Origin of the sequence: Shewanella sp. SM23 (assembly GCF_025654295.1) — a bacterium.
In the GTDB taxonomy this organism is placed as follows: Bacteria; Pseudomonadota; Gammaproteobacteria; order Enterobacterales; family Shewanellaceae; genus Shewanella; species Shewanella oncorhynchi.
The window spans coordinates 61,311-82,720 of record NZ_JAKKRM010000012.1; the positions used below are offsets into that span (position 1 = coordinate 61,311).

14 protein-coding genes are annotated in these 21,410 nt (G+C 45.8%); 7 read left to right on the top strand and 7 right to left on the bottom strand.

Features of this window, described 5'->3' with window-relative positions; all coding sequences use genetic code 11:
- Nucleotides 1–136 precede the first annotated feature (136 nt).
- Both L5L98_RS14890 and L5L98_RS14895 read right to left on the bottom strand, forming a co-directional pair.
- A complete protein-coding gene (locus L5L98_RS14890) occupies nucleotides 137–1,258 on the bottom strand; it encodes a sterol desaturase family protein (protein ID WP_263142076.1) in 1,122 nt (373 codons plus the stop codon).
- A 250-nt stretch (nucleotides 1,259–1,508) separates the two neighbouring features.
- Entirely contained in the window at nucleotides 1,509–2,879 is a 1,371-nt protein-coding gene (locus L5L98_RS14895) for a DUF4397 domain-containing protein (protein ID WP_113940022.1), read from the bottom strand.
- A 372-nt stretch (nucleotides 2,880–3,251) separates the two neighbouring features.
- On the opposite strand from L5L98_RS14895, the gene L5L98_RS14900 reads away from it, so the two are divergent.
- Nucleotides 3,252–5,969, top strand: a complete 2,718-nt coding sequence (locus L5L98_RS14900; protein WP_263142078.1) for a DEAD/DEAH box helicase — start codon at nucleotides 3,252–3,254, stop codon at nucleotides 5,967–5,969.
- A gap of 17 nt (nucleotides 5,970–5,986) precedes the next feature.
- Here the strand turns inward: L5L98_RS14900 and L5L98_RS22395 are convergent, their stop codons facing one another.
- The 5 genes from L5L98_RS22395 to ansB form a co-directional block, all read right to left on the bottom strand.
- Nucleotides 5,987–6,328: a LysR family transcriptional regulator gene (locus L5L98_RS22395; protein ID WP_263186117.1), complete on the bottom strand. Its 342-nt coding sequence runs from the start codon at nucleotides 6,326–6,328 to the stop codon at nucleotides 5,987–5,989.
- A 39-nt stretch (nucleotides 6,329–6,367) separates the two neighbouring features.
- Nucleotides 6,368–6,952, bottom strand: coding sequence for an HTH-type transcriptional regulator YidZ (yidZ, locus tag L5L98_RS22400; protein ID WP_317633961.1), 585 nt, complete (start codon nucleotides 6,950–6,952; stop codon nucleotides 6,368–6,370).
- Complete coding sequence (locus L5L98_RS14910) at nucleotides 6,927–8,117, bottom strand: MFS transporter (protein ID WP_263142080.1); 1,191 nt, start codon at nucleotides 8,115–8,117, stop codon at nucleotides 6,927–6,929. The genes yidZ and L5L98_RS14910 overlap by 26 nt, the downstream gene beginning before the upstream one ends.
- Nucleotides 8,118–8,370: 253 nt before the next feature.
- Nucleotides 8,371–11,205, bottom strand: coding sequence for a M16 family metallopeptidase (locus L5L98_RS14915; protein WP_263142082.1), 2,835 nt, complete (start codon nucleotides 11,203–11,205; stop codon nucleotides 8,371–8,373).
- A 484-nt stretch (nucleotides 11,206–11,689) separates the two neighbouring features.
- Nucleotides 11,690–12,748, bottom strand: a complete 1,059-nt coding sequence (gene ansB / locus L5L98_RS14920; RefSeq protein ID WP_113940026.1) for an L-asparaginase 2 — start codon at nucleotides 12,746–12,748, stop codon at nucleotides 11,690–11,692.
- 556 nt (nucleotides 12,749–13,304) lie between these two features.
- Here ansB and aspA point away from each other — a divergent pair.
- The 6 genes from aspA (at nucleotide 13,305) to L5L98_RS14950 (ending at nucleotide 21,210) form a co-directional block, all read left to right on the top strand.
- Nucleotides 13,305–14,747 (top strand): aspartate ammonia-lyase, encoded by a 1,443-nt coding sequence (gene aspA, locus L5L98_RS14925; protein WP_131524382.1) that lies wholly within the window; start codon nucleotides 13,305–13,307, stop codon nucleotides 14,745–14,747.
- Nucleotides 14,748–14,862: 115 nt separating this feature from the next.
- Complete coding sequence (locus L5L98_RS14930; protein ID WP_105251341.1) at nucleotides 14,863–16,164, top strand: anaerobic C4-dicarboxylate transporter; 1,302 nt, start codon at nucleotides 14,863–14,865, stop codon at nucleotides 16,162–16,164.
- A 139-nt stretch (nucleotides 16,165–16,303) separates the two neighbouring features.
- The gene (locus L5L98_RS14935; RefSeq protein WP_113940029.1) at nucleotides 16,304–17,029 is read left to right on the top strand and encodes a fumarate reductase cytochrome b subunit; all 726 of its coding nucleotides are present in this window, start codon (nucleotides 16,304–16,306) and stop codon (nucleotides 17,027–17,029) included.
- A gap of 151 nt (nucleotides 17,030–17,180) precedes the next feature.
- Nucleotides 17,181–19,190, top strand: coding sequence for a fumarate reductase flavoprotein subunit (locus L5L98_RS14940; protein WP_263142085.1), 2,010 nt, complete (start codon nucleotides 17,181–17,183; stop codon nucleotides 19,188–19,190).
- Nucleotides 19,187–19,912: a fumarate reductase iron-sulfur subunit gene (locus L5L98_RS14945; protein WP_113940031.1), complete on the top strand. Its 726-nt coding sequence runs from the start codon at nucleotides 19,187–19,189 to the stop codon at nucleotides 19,910–19,912. Before L5L98_RS14940 ends, L5L98_RS14945 begins: the two co-directional genes overlap by 4 nt.
- Before the next feature lie 230 nt (nucleotides 19,913–20,142).
- Nucleotides 20,143–21,210 (top strand): porin, encoded by a 1,068-nt coding sequence (locus tag L5L98_RS14950; RefSeq protein WP_263142087.1) that lies wholly within the window; start codon nucleotides 20,143–20,145, stop codon nucleotides 21,208–21,210.
- Nucleotides 21,211–21,410: the final 200 nt, after the last annotated feature.

Here is a 21,410-nt window from a genome sequence, read left to right on the forward strand (position 1 = left end):
TTCCCAAGCGCTGTGTTGGGCTTGTTTCTATCCCAATATCAGAGTTAACCGCCACAGTTCAGCGTTACTGCTCAGTTGACCTAACCAATGCTCTCGGACAATCATTCCAAAACAAACCACTCCAATTGCAGTGCCATTATTTTGTGTTTTTCTTCGCTAAACCAAGGGGATACAATTGCTGCTTAAACATGCCAACAGGCATGTAATCGCCCACGACACCATATTGCTCTGGCCACTCTTTCTGACCTCGAACTGCAGTCCCAAATAGGTAATCTAAAAAAGAAAAATGGGCAGCATAGTTACGGTCGATTGCCGCCTTATCGGAAGCATGGTGCCAATGGTGGAATTGCGGACTGACAATTAAGTAACGTAGCCAGCCAAAGTTAACCTGCACATTGGCATGGTTAAAGACCGCCTGCACGCCAACGATAATCACATAAATACTGATGATGTCTTTGGAGAATCCCAAGATAAAAATCGGCGTGAGCACTAAACAACGGGTAGCAATCAACTCAAACATATGTTGCCTTGAACCAGCCAACCAATCTAAATGTTTCGCGCTATGGTGCACCGAATGGAAGCGCCACAGGAAAGGAATTTCATGATAGGCACGGTGCGCCGCATATTGCATTAAATCAGCGACCAATAAAATCAACAACAGTTGCAACACAAAGGGAAGACCCGCGATAAAGCTTTGCACTGTGCTGGAAATAGCCCAAGAAAAGGTCGACTGCACAAATTGGTTTGCCACCAATAATACAAATCCAATCGCTAAGTGATTCACCAAAAAATGGTTTAAATCCCCTTGCCACTCGGGTCTCAATATTGCTTGTTCTGGTTTATGGGGTAGCCATTTCTCGATAAAAATGAAAATTAAGGTTGAGCCTAATAAGTCTAAAATAAACCAATCTAAACCCAGTGAGACCTTATGATTAGCAAAAGGCTCGACCTCAACTTGATGACCACCAAAGGCAATCGCTAAACTCACAAATACCCAAGCCACAAAGCCGAAACGCTTATTTTTATTTCGAATAAAATTCAATAAACCTAAACTGCCCGACACCACTAAGGCGACAAATATTAAGCTGCGAATAACATCGACACTATAGCTTTGACGTAATTCAGGAGTGGTGAGATATTCGGGAAAATGAAACGCCAATACGCCCAGAAACGATAATATCGCTAACATACACGCTATAGTACCGCTAATACTGCCTTCACCAATTTGGAAATGACCGTCTTTAAATCCTTTACTCATCACAGTGAACTCCTTTTCCTATATTGCTCGCGTTATTCACATCACAGCGTTATCCACATCACAGCAATGCTCGGCTTAATTTTTGCCGATCAGCCTACATTAACCCCGCAGCCACAATCAATAAAAAGTGAATGCTAAGACAATAATGCTCAATCTACTAAGCCCACTAAAACGAGCACAAAAAAACAGCCAAAAAAAAGCGCTACCTAAGTAGCGCTGTTTTATTAGAGCCGTTCACTCACCTTAGCGGTTAGATCTTAATCAAGTTATAACCAAAGCTAGTAGAAGGATCTTTATTCAGCACCATAGTCACATTATCTTCATTGCTGAAATCCATTAAATCGGATGCATAGACAACGGTTTTAGTACCGTTTTCCACAGCGATAACCTTAATAGAATATTCGCCAGCTGGCACAGTCACTGACTGAGGGCTCGCAGGATTGACTGCGGTGATCTTATTTACAGCCGTTTCAATCGTGTCATTTGCCTTTAAGAAATACACGGTTAGATTGCTTTTATCGGCAAAACTCACAATGTCGAACTTAAAGCTATAGGGACTTGGCGTCTTAGTTTGCTTCATCTCCATCGCCTTCACTTGGCTGCCCTGCTCGGTCGTTTGCTCATAGATGAAGATGGTTTTAATCTCATCTTGGTTAAGGGTGATCAACACGTTATCGAGCAATTTATTTTGCGTACTGTGGTCGAACACACTCACACCAAAATCATTAAACTCAGCACCTTGATAGCTAGTCACCCCAAAAGATGGCACTTCGCTAAACAGAGTATCTTGCTTACTGCTAGCCACTTTCACATCGATAATGTGCGAACCTAAACCGTTAAAGACGCGATAATCGACACTCGCTTCTAATGCTACATGATTGCGAACATTGGTGGTTGAATCGACACTGTCCAAGGTGATTTTTGAATCCGAAGCACCAAAACCTTCACGGATGATCAGCTTATAAGGCACCTTAGAACTGAATTTAATGTTCGCAGTTGTATAAGAAACATTGGTTGTTCCCGCTGGTGCGAGGTAAACCTTATATTCACCCGTATCCATCACTTGTGGCTGCGACACTTCACCGTAGGCCACACTGCCTAACATCACGGCATCGGCAAAGGTTTGGGTCGACTTAGAAACATAAGCGTCAAAGGCTTGGGCATGTACAGCAGTATTGGCAATCAAGAGCTGCATTTTACTGTTTTCAGCCACTTCGTTGAGCTTATCGAGTTCAGTGCGAGAATAGTTGATATTAAGTAATTTAGGTTCGGTAAAATCACCATGTAATACAAAGAAATGGTCCGTTGCAACTTTCAAATCGATATTTTCTTTATAAATAGAGATATCTTTATCAGAGGCATCCTTAGCCATCACTTCAATCGCAGTTACGCCAGCCGTCGACGTAAATCGCGGCATAGTGTCCCCATAGATCACACTTTCATAGGTTTTATCGGCAACTTTGAGTGCAGTAGCAGTGCTTCCAGCTGAAGCATTATAGAATTGCACATAGGTGGCATTTTGATCTGTGCCCTCTTCATTATTATCATCTGAGCCACATGCCGTTACCGCTAAACAGGCAACAGCCACCGCAGCGAATCCCTTTAGCTTACTTTTTATCATTGTTTCCCTCATTAGCAGACAAAAATTCAGTTCAATCTACGCAGTTATACAATGACAACAATGGCAATTTCCACTAAAAACAAAAACAAATATTTTACAAACTCAAACACTTAACAAACATTTCAATAACACACCAAAAAGTGATACAAACCACACTTTTCAGGCCCTTAATTGATACAAATGCGGCTGCTGATACTTTTGCTCGACTCTCAAAAATTCTGCTCCAGTGGAAAATGACTGTTCTATCGAACACCTCTCTTTTAGGCTTAAAGCGACTATGGATAAACTATCTTCAGACGGTACAAACCTTGTTCGACTAATGCGATTAGGTTACTCTCGCATCGCCAATTAAGCCTTTGGGATGGATAGGATTTGCAAGGGATTCTCAACTACTACAAACAATGTTTTCAACACGATAGTGCTGAAATCAATCTCTGGTCTAGCCACAAGCTTGCCGAGCAAGATCAGCTATTACTCCAACATGAAGACGAGTTAAGCAGTGGCTTCCTACCCCGCTTGCCAGTGCCATTTGCTCCCGCCAGTACATTACTAGCACGTAGCACTTTGTATTTACGCGAAAAGGTATTATTGCACTGCTGTCTGTTTTTCTGCGGCACAGTCGACCTTAATGGCGAAAAACGTAAAGTCGTGACACCACTCCTTTATCGCGAATGCCAATTGCAGGCCGACGGCGATAATCTCTACCTAGAGAGCAATAACACTCTAGCTGGCCAAGGGCTATTCACTATCAATGAAGCTCTATTAGAAAAATTAGTCGTTGAAGGACATAGCCTAAGCCAAGATTTACGCGATAATCCAACGGATGTCAGTGGCTGGATATCTTGGCTGCGGGCGGGCCAAGCCGATGTTGATACCAGTCATTTATTGCATTTTCCCAAGCTGATCGATGAGGCTGAATTCACTAGCTTATGCCGTAAACGTGGGCAGTTTATGGTTAGTCGAAGCCAAATCATTTTGGCAGAACGTTCGATCGCAAGTCGCGGCATTTTGCACGAACTCGACAAACTAATGACAGCGGCTGAACCATCAGCACCGCTTAAAGCGCTATTCGCAGAAACACAACAAACAACATCAATCAGCGCCAGTGAAGACACGCAAGAGGCTTATCTTCCTGGGCTGTTAAGCCGCGCGCAAATTCAGGCCTTAAAGATTGCGGCCAATCATACTTTGGGGCAGATCTCAGGCCCGCCGGGAACAGGTAAGAGTTACACCATAGCCACTGTGGCAGCAGAGCAGGTATTAAGGGGTAAATCTGTCCTCATCGTCGCCCACACTGATGTTGCTGTTGATGTGATTGCCGATAAATTGCAACAACAATTCCAGCTTGGGAGCAGTCTTATTCGAGCCGGCTCGCCGCAGTTTATAAAAGTCCTTAAAAACCAGATTGATGAAATGCTCCATGGTCAGCACCCTGCATCTGATGAGGCCGTCTCGGATAAGTTGCTACTCAATGCAAAACAACAACTTAATACTGTGACTCGTCAGCAAGTCAAAATGGAAGCGGACTTTATACGTCATTGCCGCCATGCCATACGTCGCGGCCAAAAACTGGCGACCTTACAACAAGGACAATCCCGTTGGCGCTTAGGATTTTACAACTGGGCTTACCATGCAGGTATAAAAAGGTTTGCCCAGCAATGGAATGAACTCGATAAATTAACGGCCCTCATCGCGCAAAAAGAAGACTTAAGCCTCAAATACTTACAATTGGCCACTCACTATCGATTAAACCAATTACTCAAAAATAAGCGCAGTACATTGGTGAGTTTTGCCAGTGCGTTACGCGCTCGGCAGTCCGCTAAGCAACTCGACGGCTTCTACAAGACGGATTTTGATGCCTTAAAACAAACCTTTCCCATTTGGTTATCTAGCCTTGCCAGCTTACATAAAGTGCTCCCTATGGAGCTGCAAATGTTTGATTTAGTCATTATTGATGAAGCCACTCAAGCCAATATTGCCGCATGTTTACCGGCCTTGCAGCGAGCAAAGGCCGCACTGGTGGTGGGAGATAGCAAACAACTGCGACATTTCTCGTTTTTATCCCGCGCAAAACAAACCCAAATCCAGACCCAACTCGGACTCGCCCCGGATTGCCGCGGCCTAATGAGCTACCGTGATGCCAGTATGCTCGACTTAGCGTCACTGTCCCTTGCGAGCCAATCCCAAGTGGTATTTTTAAATGAGCATTTTCGGAGTAAACCTGAGCTGATCCAATTTAGTAATCAGCAGTTTTATCAAGGCATGCTGAAGATTATGCAGCACAGACCCTGCACGAGTTCAGGGCACTTACACAGAGTCCACGTTACTGGCAGCCGTGATAGTAAGGGAATTAACGCCATAGAAGCTGAGGCATTAATTCAAAAGTTAGCTCAACTGATTAATGAACAAGATAATGTATTAGTGCCTTCCAGCATTGGTGTGCTCTCCTGTTTTCGCAATCAGGCAGAGTATTTATCCCAGCAGATCCTCACGCGCTTTAGCGCACAACAACTCGAGCGTCACCACTTACGGATTGCCACGCCCTTTGGTTTTCAAGGGGAAGAGCGCGATATTATGCTGCTGTCGTTTAGCATTACGGCCAACGACAGCCGTGCCGCCGTGTATTTAAATCGAGCCGATATGTTCAATGTCGCGATCACCCGAGCTAAACAAATGCAGTGGCTATTTTTATCGGTACAAGCGCATGAACTCCCCAACAATAATTTACTGGCAACTTACTTAGCATCGGCGGGTCAATTTCAAGCGGCACATAATTATGTCGATTCCCTCGATAACTTCGGCCAGTCTGTGGCACACGCGATTGAAGAAAAAGGCATAACTGTCTGGCGCGCCTACCATATGGCGGGGCTAGAACTGGATATTCTGTGCCGCTATGGTAACCAATATTTAGCAATAGATTTAATCGGTTACCCAGGACCTTGGGCGGACTTTTTCGAGATTGAACTGTATAAACTGTTACAGCGCGCGGGCATTAAACTTATCCCCGTCAGCTACGGGCTATGGTGCCAACAGCGAGAACTTTGTATCCAACATATTTGTCAGCAATTGGGTATTACCCAAACAAGTTAATGCAGTAAATAACAGCCTTAATCATGCGCACGCTGTTGATAAATCGCTTTTATCTTGCTTCGCAACCAAGTGATTTTGGGGTTGTGGCTGTTTCTCTTATGCCAAATCAAGGTAAAAGGGATCGCGAGTTTATCAAGATATTCGCCACTTATCGGAATAGGGCGACTGACTAAGTCAGGATGTAATTGGCGGGCATATTGTTCGCAATATTGTGGCGCAATTGCCATCATGCTGTGGTGAGGCTCTGCCGCGACAAACAGTGACTGCTCAAAACTGGCCAAGGTCAGCACAATATTACGGCTTAACCCAAGCTCAATAAGCACATCATCTAAGGCCCAAGTTTCGCTTTTTTCCCACAAGATATTGATATGCGAATATTTAAGAAAGGTGTCTATATTTCACTCTTCCTGCGAGGCGGGATGATCGCGGCGTAAATACACCTGAGGAAGATCGGTAAATAAAACCTCAAAATCGATAAAATACGGCAGTAAATCAAGGGATTCCTTGGAACGTGGATGACTTTCTCGGCCGGTAAAACCCATATCAGCTTCACCACGCACAATCGCTTCGAGTGAATCGTAATCCCAATTTCGTACCTTCACCTTTGCATCAGGGTATTGAGTATAAATGGCCTGAGTCAGCTCATTAAGCATGATAAGCAACAAAGGCGACTCAAGCATCAACTCGAAGGTGAGCCCTTTGGTCATCTCGTCACCGCGCTTAGCCATCAGTTGCTTACCCATTTGCAACCATTCCGATAACTCCTGCTCCATACCGTGAGCCAATGGCGTTAACTGAAATCCCTGCGGCGTTTTGACAAATAAGGGATCGTCAAACCAATCCCGTAATTTGGCCAGCGACTTACTCACAGTGGATGGCGTGACATTGAGCTTTTTGGCAGCCTTAGAGACACTCCGCTCCTGTAATAAAAGCTGCAAAATAAACAATAAGTTAAGATCAAGCCGACTCAGGGATTTGGTCATTAATTACAATTTCCGGCAATTTAGGAACCGCTAAGATCAGTGCAATGCTCACCAGCGCACCAACAGCGAGGATCACTAATAATATATTAATCGCACTCACTTCGAGCAGACCCATCACCCAAATATACAAGGCTGAAGTACACACTTGGGCAATTCCCAGTAAAGAGCTGGCAACTCCAGCCCGAGTAACAAATGGACTCAGCGCCTGACTCATGGTGACCCCAAATCCAATCGCAAAGCCCGAACACACAAAACCAAAACTGAGCAGATTGAATAACTGACCCAGCCAGCCCAATTGGGTCAAGATCAACACCAGTGCTGCGGCGGCAAATAATGTCTGAGAGAACAAAATTAACGATTTTTCTTTAAACAGGTTAAGCAAAAAGGGCGTCGAAAATGAGGCCACCATACTCACAAATGCTGTCATAGCCATAGTGTTGGAATATTGTCCACGGTCAAACCCCATCTGCCCCATGATCAACATGGGAGAGACATTTACATAGCTTAAAATCGTGGTCACGCCTAAAGTCGTTATCACCACGCGACTGAGAAAAAACCGCTGTTTAAAGGATTCTTTATATCCACCCGACTCAACTGTGGTGTGAAATTGCGGTTTAGGATAGGTTTCGCGCAATACAAAAATACACAGGGTTAATACCATTAATCCCATCCCCGCCATAGTGTTAAATAGGCTAGGCCATGGGAATTTAAGCATAATTAAATGGCCTATCACAGGTGCTATCACTGGGATAATGCAAGTCACGCCATTGACCATAGAGAGCACTTTTGCTCGGCGCTTATCGTCTAATACATCACGCAAAATCGCAAAAGCCACAACATAGCAAGAACCCGCACCAATGCCTTGTGCAAAGCGTGCCATTAAAAAGAGATCACTGGTTTGCGCACTACCGGCAAAGTAAGAGGCAATAGCAAACAAAAATGCGCCAAACAAGGTAATGGGTTTACGCCCAATCCTATCGGCTAAGCTCCCCGCAAACAGCATAGTGGTCGCCATGCCCGCAAGATACACTGAAAAAGCAATATGCAGCTGCGCCTCACTCGCCCCTAAATCCTGCGCAATTTGCGGCAAACCGACCAAGTACATATCTATCCCTGTCGGATACAAAAGCACCAGACAAAAACTACACAATAGATATCGAAACATATACCTCACTCCGTTAGCCATCTCACACATAAGTTGCGCCTAGCCTAGTTTCACTCGCGCAGATCTGTGAGTGGCATTTTCGACAACAGGTATTTCCATTGACGACCTATGGGAGGACATAACACCACGAACGTGGAAGAAAAGTTGGTAACAGAACTGATGGAGGAAAGAGGTAGAAAAATATCCCCTGCAGTTTGTGACCACTGGGGATATGTCGGTGAATGATCAGCCTACTATTCTATGAGCCCAACACTCATTGCTGAGGTTCTGGCGGTGCAGGCAGGACTTGGATCATTAAACTACTATCGTCTTGCAGATATTGCTGCGCCAATTTATTAAGTTCTGCAACTGTCATCTGCTGCGCTAACGCTTGCCTTTGTTTAAAGGCAGCAAAACGACCGGGATGACTCTGGGCGGTTGAGGTGAGATCTAACCAAAAACCATTGGTTTGCGGTGCAGCTTGCATCCACTCAAGCACTGGTTGGCGGGCTCGATTAAGCAAATCCTCACTGATCCCCGAAGGCGCTTTAACTTGCTTAACTGCGGCGGTGAAATACTCGGCAACCGTTGGCAACATGGCTTGAGTCGTCACGCTAAACAAACCTAAGTAACCATAACCGCTGGCATTGAAATCGTTGTAAGAAAAGGCCGATGGCGAATAACTCGCACCCGCCTTCTCCCTCACGTTTTCCGTTAATAGAATGCTTAGCACTTGCTCCAGCAGACCCAATCCCGCGTGTTGACTCAAGTGAGTCATGTCCGTTGTAGGCCACACCATGGCAAGTGCCGCCATATCCAGTTGACCATAATGCGTTAATGTTTTCTGAACGGGCACTTTCGGAAACACAGGTACTATCGACTGAGCATTAGCAATAGGGCTACGCTTAATAGCGCCAAGCGTTTCAGCCACAGCAGCAATGGCACTCGCTTCGTCAAAATCACCCACAATAGCGAGTTCAATCGCCCCTTGTTCGACGGCCGAATGGAAACTAGGCGCTAATTCGCCAAAGTGACGTTTGAGAATTTCTTCAGGCTCACCATAACCATAGCGTTTATCGCCATTATGGGAGATACGGGCAAACTGATTAGAAAACTCAGATTGTGGGTTGCTATGAATACTTTGTTGCTCGGCAATCACTTGTTCACGAAACAATTGCTCAGCCTGCTTATCCATACCCGGCTCAATTAAATAAGCCGTCATTAAGCCAAGCTGCGTGCGTAGCTCTGCGGCATTAGTGCTAATCTCGCCGCCAAAACTTTGTTCACGCAGGCCTAAGTTGATGGAAATATCTTGCCCAGCAAAAATATCCTGCAGACTGTCATAATCATGGGCCTTGAGCCCACCCTGCACAAACGCACTGTTAAACAGATAAGACAAACCATCCAACTCAGGGAATGGCACTTCACCAAAGCCAATGTTTAGGCTGACCAATGTGGTGCCTTTATTAAAGTTGGTAGGCTTAAGATTAAGACGCACGCCATTGGCAAATTGCAGTTGGCGAATCCCCGTTTCCTTATCGCGACTGTCAGCCACTAACTTGCCTTGCTCGCCAAACTGAGTATAAGCAAACTCATCAATCGCCTTGATTGCTGGTGCGCTCACCGCTTGTTTACGGCTTTTCTCGTAGCTGGCGATAAGCTGTTTTTCAGCATTTTCAATGGGCTTATTGCTCGTCAGATACAAATACGGCGTAGCGTTCCATGTTTGATTAAACACTTGGCTTAGCTTGTGCGGTGTCACTGTTGGCATTATTTTTTCAAAAAATGCGAGCTGCCAATCGGGTTCGACAGGGACGCGATTGCCCGCCACCGAATACACTAGACTCTCGGCAATATTCACACTGTGAATGGTACTGCTCCCCGCGACACTTAGCTGATATCCCTTATGCATACGTTTGATTTGCTGGTCAATTTCCTGCTGGCTAAAACCAAACTCTTTTGCTTGACGCAGGGTTTTATCCAAGAGTGCGATTCCCTCTTGCCAGTTATTTTCCTGCGTACCTAGGCTCATTTGTGTTCCATAGGCAATATCAAACTGCGGCCCAACCTGCAGGTTTACACCATATAAACCTTGGCTATGCAGTAATTGCGACTCCATACGGCGATACAAGATGCCGTGGGCAAGCTCGAGCAACATTTCCTGCTCCCGCACAGCAGGGCTATCGGTAATCGCTGAGATGGGTTTTAGCATGCCAAGGGAAACTGACGTTGACAGACTTTGATCAAAAAATGCCGCCGCATCGACACTTTGGCGCTCTGCGACAGTACCAATAGCTTGTTCCTTGGTTTTAGCGGCCAAAGGCGCGGCTTTCCAGCTGGCAAACTGTTGTTTTATCTTTTGTTCTACCGCGGCTACCTCGATATCACCCACCACAATTAAAGTGGTGCGTGAGGGCGTATAAAAACGCTGATATAAAGACAGCAACGCCTCGCGATTGGCATTACTGATACTGTTCGCCTCGCCCACGGGGAAGCGCTTTGACAACAATGTATTTGGCATTAAAAACTGTAATTGGTTACGGTAATTCTCAAGATCCGCACCGCTACGTTCACGCAGTTCAGACAACACCACCGCTTTTTCACGCTCAATAAGCGCCGGGTCGAGTAATAAATTACTGCCAATTTCTCGCATTAAAAACAAAGCAGTATCGATTTTATCTTGGCTATTACTTGGCAGGTTGAATTGATAGACCGTCTGCTGAAACTCAGTCACAGCATTGGTATCGGCGCCAAAACTCAGGCCAAGGCGCTGTAATGTCGGCATCATCTCCCCCGCCGCCAATCCGGTCGATCCATTAAAGGCCATGTGTTCAAGAAAATGCACTAATCCTTGCTCGGCATCAGACTCGACCAAAGAGCCTACATCCACCCGCATCCGCACTATGACCGCCTGCTCCGGCGTCTTATTGCTCACCAATAAATAACGCATACCATTGGCAAGTTCACCGGTATGGATCCGCTCACTCATAGGCAAGCCTGTCGTTCCCATCCACAGCGGATCTTCGCTCGCCTGCAGTGGCAACGCCATACTCAAAAGCGCCAGCAGTAACCACTGACGCACAAAACTGATTACCTTGAAATTGTTCATTAAAATTCGCACTTTTCCCCCAAAATCAAACAAGAAACCTAGGAAGCGCTCACCTATGTTTCAGATAAAATAAGCTTTCACTATAGTACCTAAAGCACTTTAAGTCACAAAATCAATACCTTATGCCGTACTAAAAATAGTTTATCGCCTTGATATATAGTCAGAATATGCCGAAAAATAATGAGCGAGGAAGGAAGCTGAAACAGCTGTGGATTTAATGGTTACTGTGGAATGGTATACATATATTAGCGAAATATTGAGTGTTTAATTAGCCAAGCACTTTCTTAAATCTAATTACAGAGCAATATCTTGATTGAAAATCTGAGTTGAACCCTCACAATTTTGGCTTTAAAAATCACACCAAAGTTTAGATATTTCGGCTCATGGCCTCGTGAAAAAACCACTTCACAGGTAAGCCATTAATGCAAAATGCAAAAGCCCTACGAATATTCGCAGGACTTTTGTTTTATCACGCAGTTGAATCTTAAAACTGTTGAAACCAACGTTGGATCTGCTGTGGATCTTTGCTTTGCGTTAACGACAGCATCAGTAAAATGCGGGCTTTTTGCGGGTTAAGATTACCTGCTGCGATAAAACCATATTTAGCATCGTCTATCTCGGCATCAAGCGTGGTTGCGCCTGTGGGCACTCGGCTAGAGCGAACGACTAAGGTGCCTTTTTGACTCGCCTTAGCTAAGGTGTCAAATATTGAGTGGTAAATATTACCATTACCTACACCAGCGCTGACTATGCCATCAAAACCCGCTTCAACCATAGCTTTAACAGGTAAATCGCTGGCATTAGCATAGTTGTAGACAATCCCTACCTGTGGCAACTTGTCGAGTTTGCTAACATCAAAAGGCGTTTGCCTTGTATGTTGACGCTCAGTTTTGCCCATGTATTCAATCTTGCTGTTATGGATAACGCCAAGCGGGCCAAAGTTAGGCGCGGCAAAAGTGTGTACACCTGTAGTGTTAGTCTTAGTCACATCGCGGGCATTCAATACGGTATCGTTCATCACCACTAACACGCCTCGACCTTTAGATTCGAGGTTAGCGGCGGTCGCGACTGCGTTATACAAATTCATCGGGCCATCGGCACTCATGGCAGTTGATGGACGCATTGCCCCAACCAGTACTACAGGCTTATCGCTCTTGATGGTGAGATTTAAAAAATACGCCGTTTCCTCTAAGGTATCAGTACCATGGGTAATGACGATACCGTCGACATCTTTATCAGCCAATAGCAGATTGATGCGCTTGGCTAAGGCTAGCCAAACTTTATCGTTCATGTCCTGCGAACCGATTTTAACCAGTTGCTCACCTTGAATATCAGCAAGTTGTTTCATTTCAGGCACGGCCGCAATTAAGCTACTAATGCCCACTTCACCAGCCTGATAGTTAGACTCAGTAGCCGATTGTCCGACTCCCGCAATAGTGCCACCCGTGGCAATAATACGTACCTGTGGAAGCGCCTGCGCCGCGGAGGAGAGAAATAACCCTAAAGTGACCGAGAGCAAAAGCTTACGCATTGGAAAATTCATGCTTACATCCTTTGATTAATAATAAACGCCCACAGTGTGCACTATTGTCTAAGCCTCACTGTGATAGCTCTCACTAAAATGAAATAACAGATTTAGCGTTATCTAATTGATTATTTAAACTTTAAGGAAAACACCATGCATTTATTATTGAGTAGATTTAACTAATCAATGATTATTCGCTATTGACGCAGTGACAATTAAATATCGTATGGTTTATTTAATTTTAAAAACACTTGAATAAATATGTCGCCGATTGGTTAACGAATAACAAATCTATAGCTAATTTGCATCAAAAAGTAATGGCTCACACTAGTGATCCTAGTTGAGAGACTTATCTAAGAAAAAAAAGAAATACACTATTTCATACAGTTAAGTGATCACCATCCTAATCCTGTTATTGCCAAAGCGTTAAGATCTACTTCGATAGTCAAGGAGACGATTCTCCTTCATGTTTTCGATGAGTTATTCTTGATGTGTTACGTATACTTATTGTACACATCCACAACTCAATACTCGGAGATATATCTTACTATTAATTGGATTTAATAGGATCGAAATGAAAGATACTAATAGCGTACGGATCGAAGAAGATTTATTGGGCACGAAAGAAGTTTCCAATGAATTTTATTATGGCATACATACATTGCGTGCCATCGAAAACTTTAAGCTGAGTAATCAAAAAATTTCCGATGTACCTGAATTAGTCCGTGGCATGATGCTAACAAAAAAAGCCGCTGCCATGGCTAACAGTGAATTAGGCGCTGTAAGTCCTGAAATCGCTGACAAAATTATTGAAGCGTGCGATCTGATACTCACAACGGGTCGATTTGTTGATCAATTTCCGGTCGATGTTTATCAAGGAGGCGCAGGTACTTCGGTCAACATGAATACCAATGAGGTATTAGCCAACGTTGCACTGGAAATCATGGGGCTTGAAAAAGGCCGTTACGATGTCATCAACCCTAATGACCATGTCAATAAATGCCAATCGACTAACGATGCCTATCCAACAGGTTTCCGTATTGCGGTCATCAACAGTACCGATATTCTGTTAGATGCATTAACCGACCTTATCAGCGCTTTCGACACTAAAGCCACAGAGTTTAAAACCATCTTAAAAATGGGCCGCACTCAATTGCAAGATGCCGTGCCTATGACCTTAGGCCAAGAGTTTCATGCCTTTGCAGTTACATTGCGAGAAGAAATTAAGTCCATCAAACGTTGCCAAGAGTTGTTGTTAGAAGTGAACTTAGGCGCAACCGCCATTGGTACAGGGCTCAATACGCCTGTCGGTTATTCCGCATTAGCCATTAAGTATCTGGCAGACATTACTGGGCGTGCCTATGTGCCAGCGGAAGATTTAATCGAAGCGACATCCGATTGTGGTGCCTACGTTATGCTGCACAGTGCAATTAAGCGTATGGCGATTAAAATGTCCAAGATTTGTAACGACCTACGCTTACTTTCATCGGGTCCACGTACAGGTCTGAAGGAGATTAATCTTCCTGAGCTGCAAGCGGGTTCCTCCATCATGCCAGCCAAGGTTAACCCTGTGATCCCTGAGGTCGTCAATCAGGTTGCGTTTAAGATTGTCGGCAATGATATCACTATCACTATGGCCGCCGAAGCTGGCCAATTACAGCTTAACGTAATGGAACCTGTGATTGGACAGGCAATGTTTGAGTCGCTCAGTTTGATGGGCAATGCCTGTATCTCTCTACGTGAAAAATGCGTTGAAGGTATCACAGCAAATCCAGAGATCTGCATGGCCCATGTGATGAACTCTATCGGGATCGTGACCTACCTTAACCCAATCATCGGCCACCATGAAGGTGACATCATAGGCAAGATTTGCGCTCAAACGGGTAAAAATGTCCGTGAAGTGGTACTCGAACGCGGTTTGTTAACGGTTGAAGAACTCGATGACATTCTCTCAGTTGAAAACCTGATGAATCCTAAATATCAGGCTAAACGCAATACCAGCAAAGCCAAAGTGTAACTCAGTGGGGCTGGGGAGCCTTTCCCAGCCCACAACTCGATGATTCAAGAATAAGCCTGCGCAGAGTGAATATGCGTAGGCTATTGAAATTAAAAAATAAAATAGAGTTAACACTATGATTATATTAGAGATAATTATCGTCCTCGGGGCTATTTACCTTGGTGCAAGGATGGGTAGCATGGGAGTCGGCTTCGCTGGCGGTGTCGGGGTACTGATACTGACCGCGGGGATGGGACTCAAACCGGGCAATATCCCGATTGACGTGATCCTCATCATTATGTCAGTTATCACCGCGATTGCGGCCATGCAAGTGTCTGGAGGGATGGATTATTTAGTCTCACTGGCAGAAAAATTATTACGTAAGCATCCCAAACAAATCACCTTTCTGGCCCCTGTCGTCACCTATTTCATGACACTCTTTGCGGGTACAGGCCACACAGCATTCTCCACCTTACCTGTTATTGCCGAAGTCGCAAAAGAGCAAGGCATTCGCCCCTCTCGTCCCTTATCTATTGCCGTTGTCGCATCTCAAGTCGCCATTACCGCCTCACCGATTTCAGCGGCTGTCGTGTTCTTCTCAGGTATCTTAGAGCCGTTTGGCGTAGATTATTTAGTACTGTTAGCCGTTTGTATTCCCTCAACTTTCCTCGCCTGCATGGTCGGCGCCGTTGTTGCCAACTTAATGGGTAAAGAACTGGCCGATGATCCTGTCTATCAAGAACGCTTAGCCAAAGGTTTAGTTAAAACACGCGGTAAAACTGAGATCAAAATTAAAGCCGGCGCGAAACGATCTGTGATGATTTTCTTGCTGGCGATTGCGGCTGTCATGGCCTATGCCACTGCGATATCTGACAAAGTCGGTTTGATTGTTGACCCTGTATTGCCACGCGACGCCGCCATTATGGTGCTGATGCTCACGGCAGCTGCCGCTATTACGATTTTCTGTAAGTTAGACGCGAGCGAAATATCCAATGCGGCCACCTTCAAGTCAGGCATGTCAGCCTGTGTCTGTGTATTAGGTGTGGCTTGGTTAGGCGATACCTTAGTGTCGAATCATATCGAGGAAATCAAAGATTTAGCCGGCACCTTACTGCAAAGTCAGCCCTGGTTATTATCGGTAACCTTATTCTTTGCCTCCATGCTGCTCTACTCCCAAGGCGCGACAACAAAAGCGCTAATGCCCGCAGCCTTGGCGATTGGCGTAAGTCCATTGACAGCCGTAGCCTCGTTCGCCGCCGTCAGCGCGCTGTTTGTATTACCGACTTACCCCACGCTACTGGCTGCGGTCGAGATGGATGATACCGGCTCGACTCGGATTGGTAAGGCGGTATTTAACCATCCGTTCCTGGTCCCTGGCGTTGTGACGATTGCCACCAGTGTGGCATTGGCCTTCCTGTTTGGCGGCATGATGCTGTAGCTCAATTTTACCCTAAGTGCTCTCAGGGCTAATGCCTACAAATGGATTAACCCTCTTCTTTTAATCTGTATCTATAGACTTTGTTTTGGCGTGATGCAGGTACATTCACGCCATAGCAAATCGAGTAAGAGGTGAATTAATGTCAGCAAAAACGCGTGTTCCTACCGCCATTAACGGCGGACCATTTGGCCAAGCTTGGTCGGCTAAAGCAGACTGCTTACAAAGTGCGACAGGGCTTATATTAGGTATTTTCCTCTTATTTCATATGCATTTCGAGGCGAGCATTTTATTTGGTAAAGAAACCTTCTTTCACATGGTGCAATTCTTAGAAGGCAGTATGTTTAGCTCGACGGGTCATGGCTTCCCCATCGTGACCCAGATCATTTCAGTCATTATGCTGGTGATTGTTGCAGTACATGCCGCCACCGCACTACGTCGTTTTCCGGTGCAATTAGGTCAATGGCGAGCGATGCGTGGCTTCATGTCGACTATCAAGCATAGAGATACCCAAGCATGGTTCTGGCAGATGATCACCGGTTTCTTACTGTTTTTCTTAGTGTCAGCCCATCTTGCCACTATGATTTTAAACCCTGATATTGGCCCTCACCTTTCGGCCGAACGGGTTTACCACGATAACGCTTGGCTCTTATACGTGGTGTTTTTACCTATCGTGTTATTCCACGGCATCGTTGGTTTATACCGAGTGATATTAAAGTGGGGTGTGAGTAGTAACCGTCCACTTATCCGCACTATAGCGCAAGTATTGATCGTCTATTTATTGTGTTTAGGCACATTAAGCCTAGTGACCTATATCAATATTGGTATCGAATTAGTTTTGCCGGTACAACCGTTTATTCCTCAGTAATGGGCATGACGCTATCGGCGCACTTAGCCTATATAGCAAGACAAACAACATACGGATCCTCCTCTGATACATAGTTGCAGCGCATCTATGCCCGAGGAGCGCAATGATAAATCCATGAAATGTTATCTAAATTATTAGATAAGGATCTGATTTGAAAATCATTTATACAGACTCATTAGTCATTGGCGCAGGATTGGCAGGCCTTAGAGTCGCGATTGCCACCAAAGAGCGAGGCCTAGATACCTTAGTGCTATCGTTAATTCCCGCAAAACGTTCACATTCGGCCGCCGCACAGGGCGGAATGCAAGCCAGCCTAGGCAATACCGTTAAAGGCATGGGCGATAACGAAGACATTCACTTTCAAGACACGGTAAAAGGTTCTGACTGGGGCTGCGATCAAGACGTCGCACGCATGTTTGCCCACGTTGCACCAAAAGCGATCCGCGAACTCACCAACTGGGGCGTACCTTGGTCGAGAATATCCGCCGGCCCACGTGAAGTCATCATGAACGCGCAAAGGGTAACGCTCAATGAGGCTGAAGAAGCTCACGGCCTAATCAATGCCCGCGATTTTGGTGGCACAAAAAAATGGCGTACCTGTTACACCGCAGACGGCACTGGCCACTCTTTACTGTACGCGGTCGATAACCAAGCTATCTCCATGGGCATTCCAGTACATGAACGGATTGAAGCCCTGTCGCTTATCCATGACGGTAAGCGTTGCCATGGAGTCATTGCCCGCTGTTTAGTCACAGGTGAATTGCGCGCTTATGTCGCCAAATCCACCACCATCGCCACCGGCGGTTATGGCAAGATTTATGAAATATCGACCAATGCCACCATCTGCGAAGGCATAGGCCAAGCGTTAGCACTCGACACAGGTGTCGCGACCTTAGGCAATATGGAAGCGGTGCAGTTTCACCCTACCGCCATAGTGCCCGCGGGGATCCTTACCACTGAAGGTTGTCGTGGTGATGGCGGTATCCTGCGCGATAAAGACGGCCACCGCTTTATGCCAGATTACGAGCCAGAGAAAAAAGAACTCGCCTCCCGCGATGTGGTTTCACGCCGTATGACAGAGCACATGCGCAAAGGCAATGGTGTCGAAAGCCCTTACGGCCCGCATCTGTGGCTGGATATTACGCAGCTGGGCCGTGAACATATCGAAACCAACCTGCGCGAAGTGAAAGAGATTTGTGATTACTTCCTCGGTATCGATCCGTGCAAAGATTGGATCCCCGTCAGGCCAACCCAGCATTACTCCATGGGCGGCGTGCGCACCAATGCCACAGGTGAGAGTCCACAACTCAAAGGACTGTTCAGTGTCGGAGAAGCGGCCTGTTGGGACATGCATGGTTTTAACCGTTTAGGCGGTAATTCGGTGGCAGAAACTGTGGTCGGCGGCATGATCATCGGCAAATATGTCGCTGATTTTTGTCAGAATAACGACTTAGAAATTGATACCGCACTGACTCAAAAATTCATCGATAAATTACAGCAAGAAATCGATGGACTGGTCGAAGGCAACGGTACAGAAAATCCCTTCCAAATAAAGAAAGAAATGCAACGCATCATGATGAACTACGTCGGGATCTTCCGTAATGGACCCGAGTTAGATAAAGCCATCAAAGGCTTGAAAGACTTGCTGCTGCGGGCAAAAAATCTTGGCCTTAAATGTAAAAAACGTCACGCTAATCCTGAGTTAGTCGAAGCGCTGCGCGTCACCCGTATGTTAAAAGTAGCCCTAACCGTCGCCTGTGGCGCAGAGGCTCGCACTGAAAGCCGCGGCGCCCATTCACGGGAAGATTACCCACAACGCAATGATAAAGATTGGCTCAACCGCACACTGGCGACTTGGCCAGATGCCGAATCACTTGAACCAGTACTGCGTTATGAAGCGCTAGATGTAATGAAAATGGAGCTACCACCGGGATACCGGGGCTACGGTAACGACAATACTATCGCCCATCCAGATACCGAAAAACGCGTACAAGAAATCAATCAAGTGCTCGCGAGCTTAGGTGATGACCCCGATAGAGACACACTGCAGCGAGCCCTGATGCCATACGAGCTGCCAAGCCACCTGCAGGCTCCTAATGAACGCCTCAGCGATACCTTAGCGATCACTCCAGCCCAACCGGTAGGAAACAAACCACTATGAGCCGTCAAATCAGCTTTAATATCTTTCGCTACGATCCGCAAGATGGCCAAGACAAGCCAAAGATGGAACGTTATCAGTTGACTGAAACACCGGGCATGACAGTGTTTATCGCCTTAAATCAACTACGTGAGCTACAAGACCCTTCACTGCAGTTCGACTTTGTCTGCCGCGCGGGCATCTGTGGCAGTTGTGCCATGGTGATCAATGGTTTCCCCACGCTTGCCTGTCGCACGTTAACGGCAAATTATCCTAATGGCGAAATCACCCTCATGCCGCTACCTGGCTTCGAGCTGATTGGCGACTTATCTGTGAACACGGGTAAATTTATGCGTGAATTAGCCGAACGCTTAAAACTGTGGCTGCACCCTAGACCCGATGATCAGGACATTCATCGTCTCGAAAATCCAATGGCACCCGAAGAAGCCGCACGGATCTATGAGCTAGAACGCTGTGTCGAATGTGGCGTTTGTGTGTCGGCCTGCGCCACCAAACAAATGCGTGACACCTTTGTCGGCGCGGTTGGCATGATGAAAATTGCCCGCTTTGAAATGGATAGCAGAGACAGCCGCAGCGCGGATGATTTCTACCATGTGATTGGCAATCAAGACGGCGTGTTCGGCTGTATGACGTTACTCGGCTGCCAAGATAACTGCCCCAAAGATTTGCCGCACATGCAGCAGATTGCTTACCTGCGTCGCAAAATGGCCGCAAGCATACTCTAGTTTTCCTTAACCTAAAGTCCCGTTGCGTTAGCGGGGTTTTAGGGCAACACCTTTCCAAAGCCAGCTGGCAGGTTTTATCTGTCAGCTGCTGAGTTACGAAGCCTAATTTTCTTAGTTAGGCGCCTCCCCAGCACTATCACAAGTGCAGCTCCTTACTACTAGCGATACAGCTCAATCGGCAACAAAATCCATTAGCGTAACGCGAGTAGTTGTTATGTAAGGAAACATAAATGAAACCGTCTAAACTTACATCAGCCATACTTGTGCTGAGCTTTGCCACACCTATTTTTGCCGTTCAAGCCAATAATACAGCAGAAACCAATGACGAATTACGCACTGAATTACAACAAATTCAGCAGAGACTCGCCATGCTCGAAGCTCAAGAAAATGAGCCATCAGTGCCATCGGATACCCAGTTTAATTTTTATGGTTCTTTACGCCCAACATTCGGCCTGACCCACACTAACTCGGACGATGTGTGGGATGTTGGCGATGCAAACTCGCGGATAGGTTTTGCTGCAGAGCACCAACTCGGTAATGGCTTAGTCGGTTTTGCGAAAGGGGAATTTAAGGTCGATATCAAAGATGACGGTGACTTTGGCGATGCGCGCAAAGCCTATGTCGGATTAAAGGGATTTTTTGGTAGCGTTGCCATAGGTAAACAAGCCGTCACACAGGAAATGATTTCCGATCCCGTTGATATCTTTAACCGCTCAGGAACACCTCTGGCCTATGACAGTGCGAGCCCATTCAGGCTCAATAATCTCGTGACCTATCGTAAAGAGTTTGGCGACCTGTTATTTTCGGCCGATGCGCAATTCGACGGCAATAAAGGCAGTGGCGGCAGTGACTTCGTTAACACGGGCATCCGTTATAAAACCGACTTCATCTACATTGCCACAGCTTTTTATAATAAAGAGTTAGAGGACAACAAGGATGAAAATACATTCGGTGTAACACTAGCAAAAAATTTCAATTCTCTGTTCCTCGCCGCAGCCTACCAAAACATTGAAAAAGACAGCGTCGATGGCACAACATTGGATGGTTCAACACTGGATGTAGTTGCAAGCTATCCCATCACTGACAGCTATAAAATCAAGCTAGGCGTGTCCAGATATGACGATGGCGACAATGACATCACCTCCGCGAAATACAATGCCTATAACACTACGCTGGAATGGCATAAAACACCGAAATTCAGCACCTTCATCGAATATCAAAAAACAGATTTTGAATACCGCGAAACCAATGACCAGATCATGCTAGGCATGCGTTATAACTTCGATTATACGTTCTAAGTTTCTATCTCAAACGTATCGTTATGTGAGCAAGCGAGGTGAAAGATTTAGCAACCTCGCCCACGGCCTCACAGCACAAAACTTAAAAACATAAAGACAAGAAACAACAAAGCCACGACTGGCGTGGCTTAAATGGATTTATTCTAATTTTGTCTTTACACTTTTAGAAAGTTCCGGGCTAAAAAGGAAGTATACGTAAA

Bases quoted from the DNA above. Each gene is read 5' to 3' on its own strand.
- L5L98_RS14890 (WP_263142076.1), bottom strand. From the start codon at position 1,258: ATGAGTAAAGGATTTAAAGACGGTCATTTCCAAATTGGTGAAGGCAGT.
- L5L98_RS14895 (WP_113940022.1), bottom strand. From the start codon at position 2,879: ATGATAAAAAGTAAGCTAAAGGGATTCGCTGCGGTGGCTGTTGCCTGT.
- yidZ (WP_317633961.1), bottom strand. From the start codon at position 6,952: ATGACCAAATCCCTGAGTCGGCTTGATCTTAACTTATTGTTTATTTTG.
- L5L98_RS14910 (WP_263142080.1), bottom strand. From the start codon at position 8,117: ATGTTTCGATATCTATTGTGTAGTTTTTGTCTGGTGCTTTTGTATCCG.
- L5L98_RS14915 (WP_263142082.1), bottom strand. From the start codon at position 11,205: ATGAACAATTTCAAGGTAATCAGTTTTGTGCGTCAGTGGTTACTGCTG.
- ansB (WP_113940026.1), bottom strand. From the start codon at position 12,748: ATGAATTTTCCAATGCGTAAGCTTTTGCTCTCGGTCACTTTAGGGTTA.
- aspA (WP_131524382.1), top strand. From the start codon at position 13,305: ATGAAAGATACTAATAGCGTACGGATCGAAGAAGATTTATTGGGCACG.
- L5L98_RS14930 (WP_105251341.1), top strand. From the start codon at position 14,863: ATGATTATATTAGAGATAATTATCGTCCTCGGGGCTATTTACCTTGGT.
- L5L98_RS14935 (WP_113940029.1), top strand. From the start codon at position 16,304: ATGTCAGCAAAAACGCGTGTTCCTACCGCCATTAACGGCGGACCATTT.
- L5L98_RS14945 (WP_113940031.1), top strand. From the start codon at position 19,187: ATGAGCCGTCAAATCAGCTTTAATATCTTTCGCTACGATCCGCAAGAT.
- L5L98_RS14950 (WP_263142087.1), top strand. From the start codon at position 20,143: ATGAAACCGTCTAAACTTACATCAGCCATACTTGTGCTGAGCTTTGCC.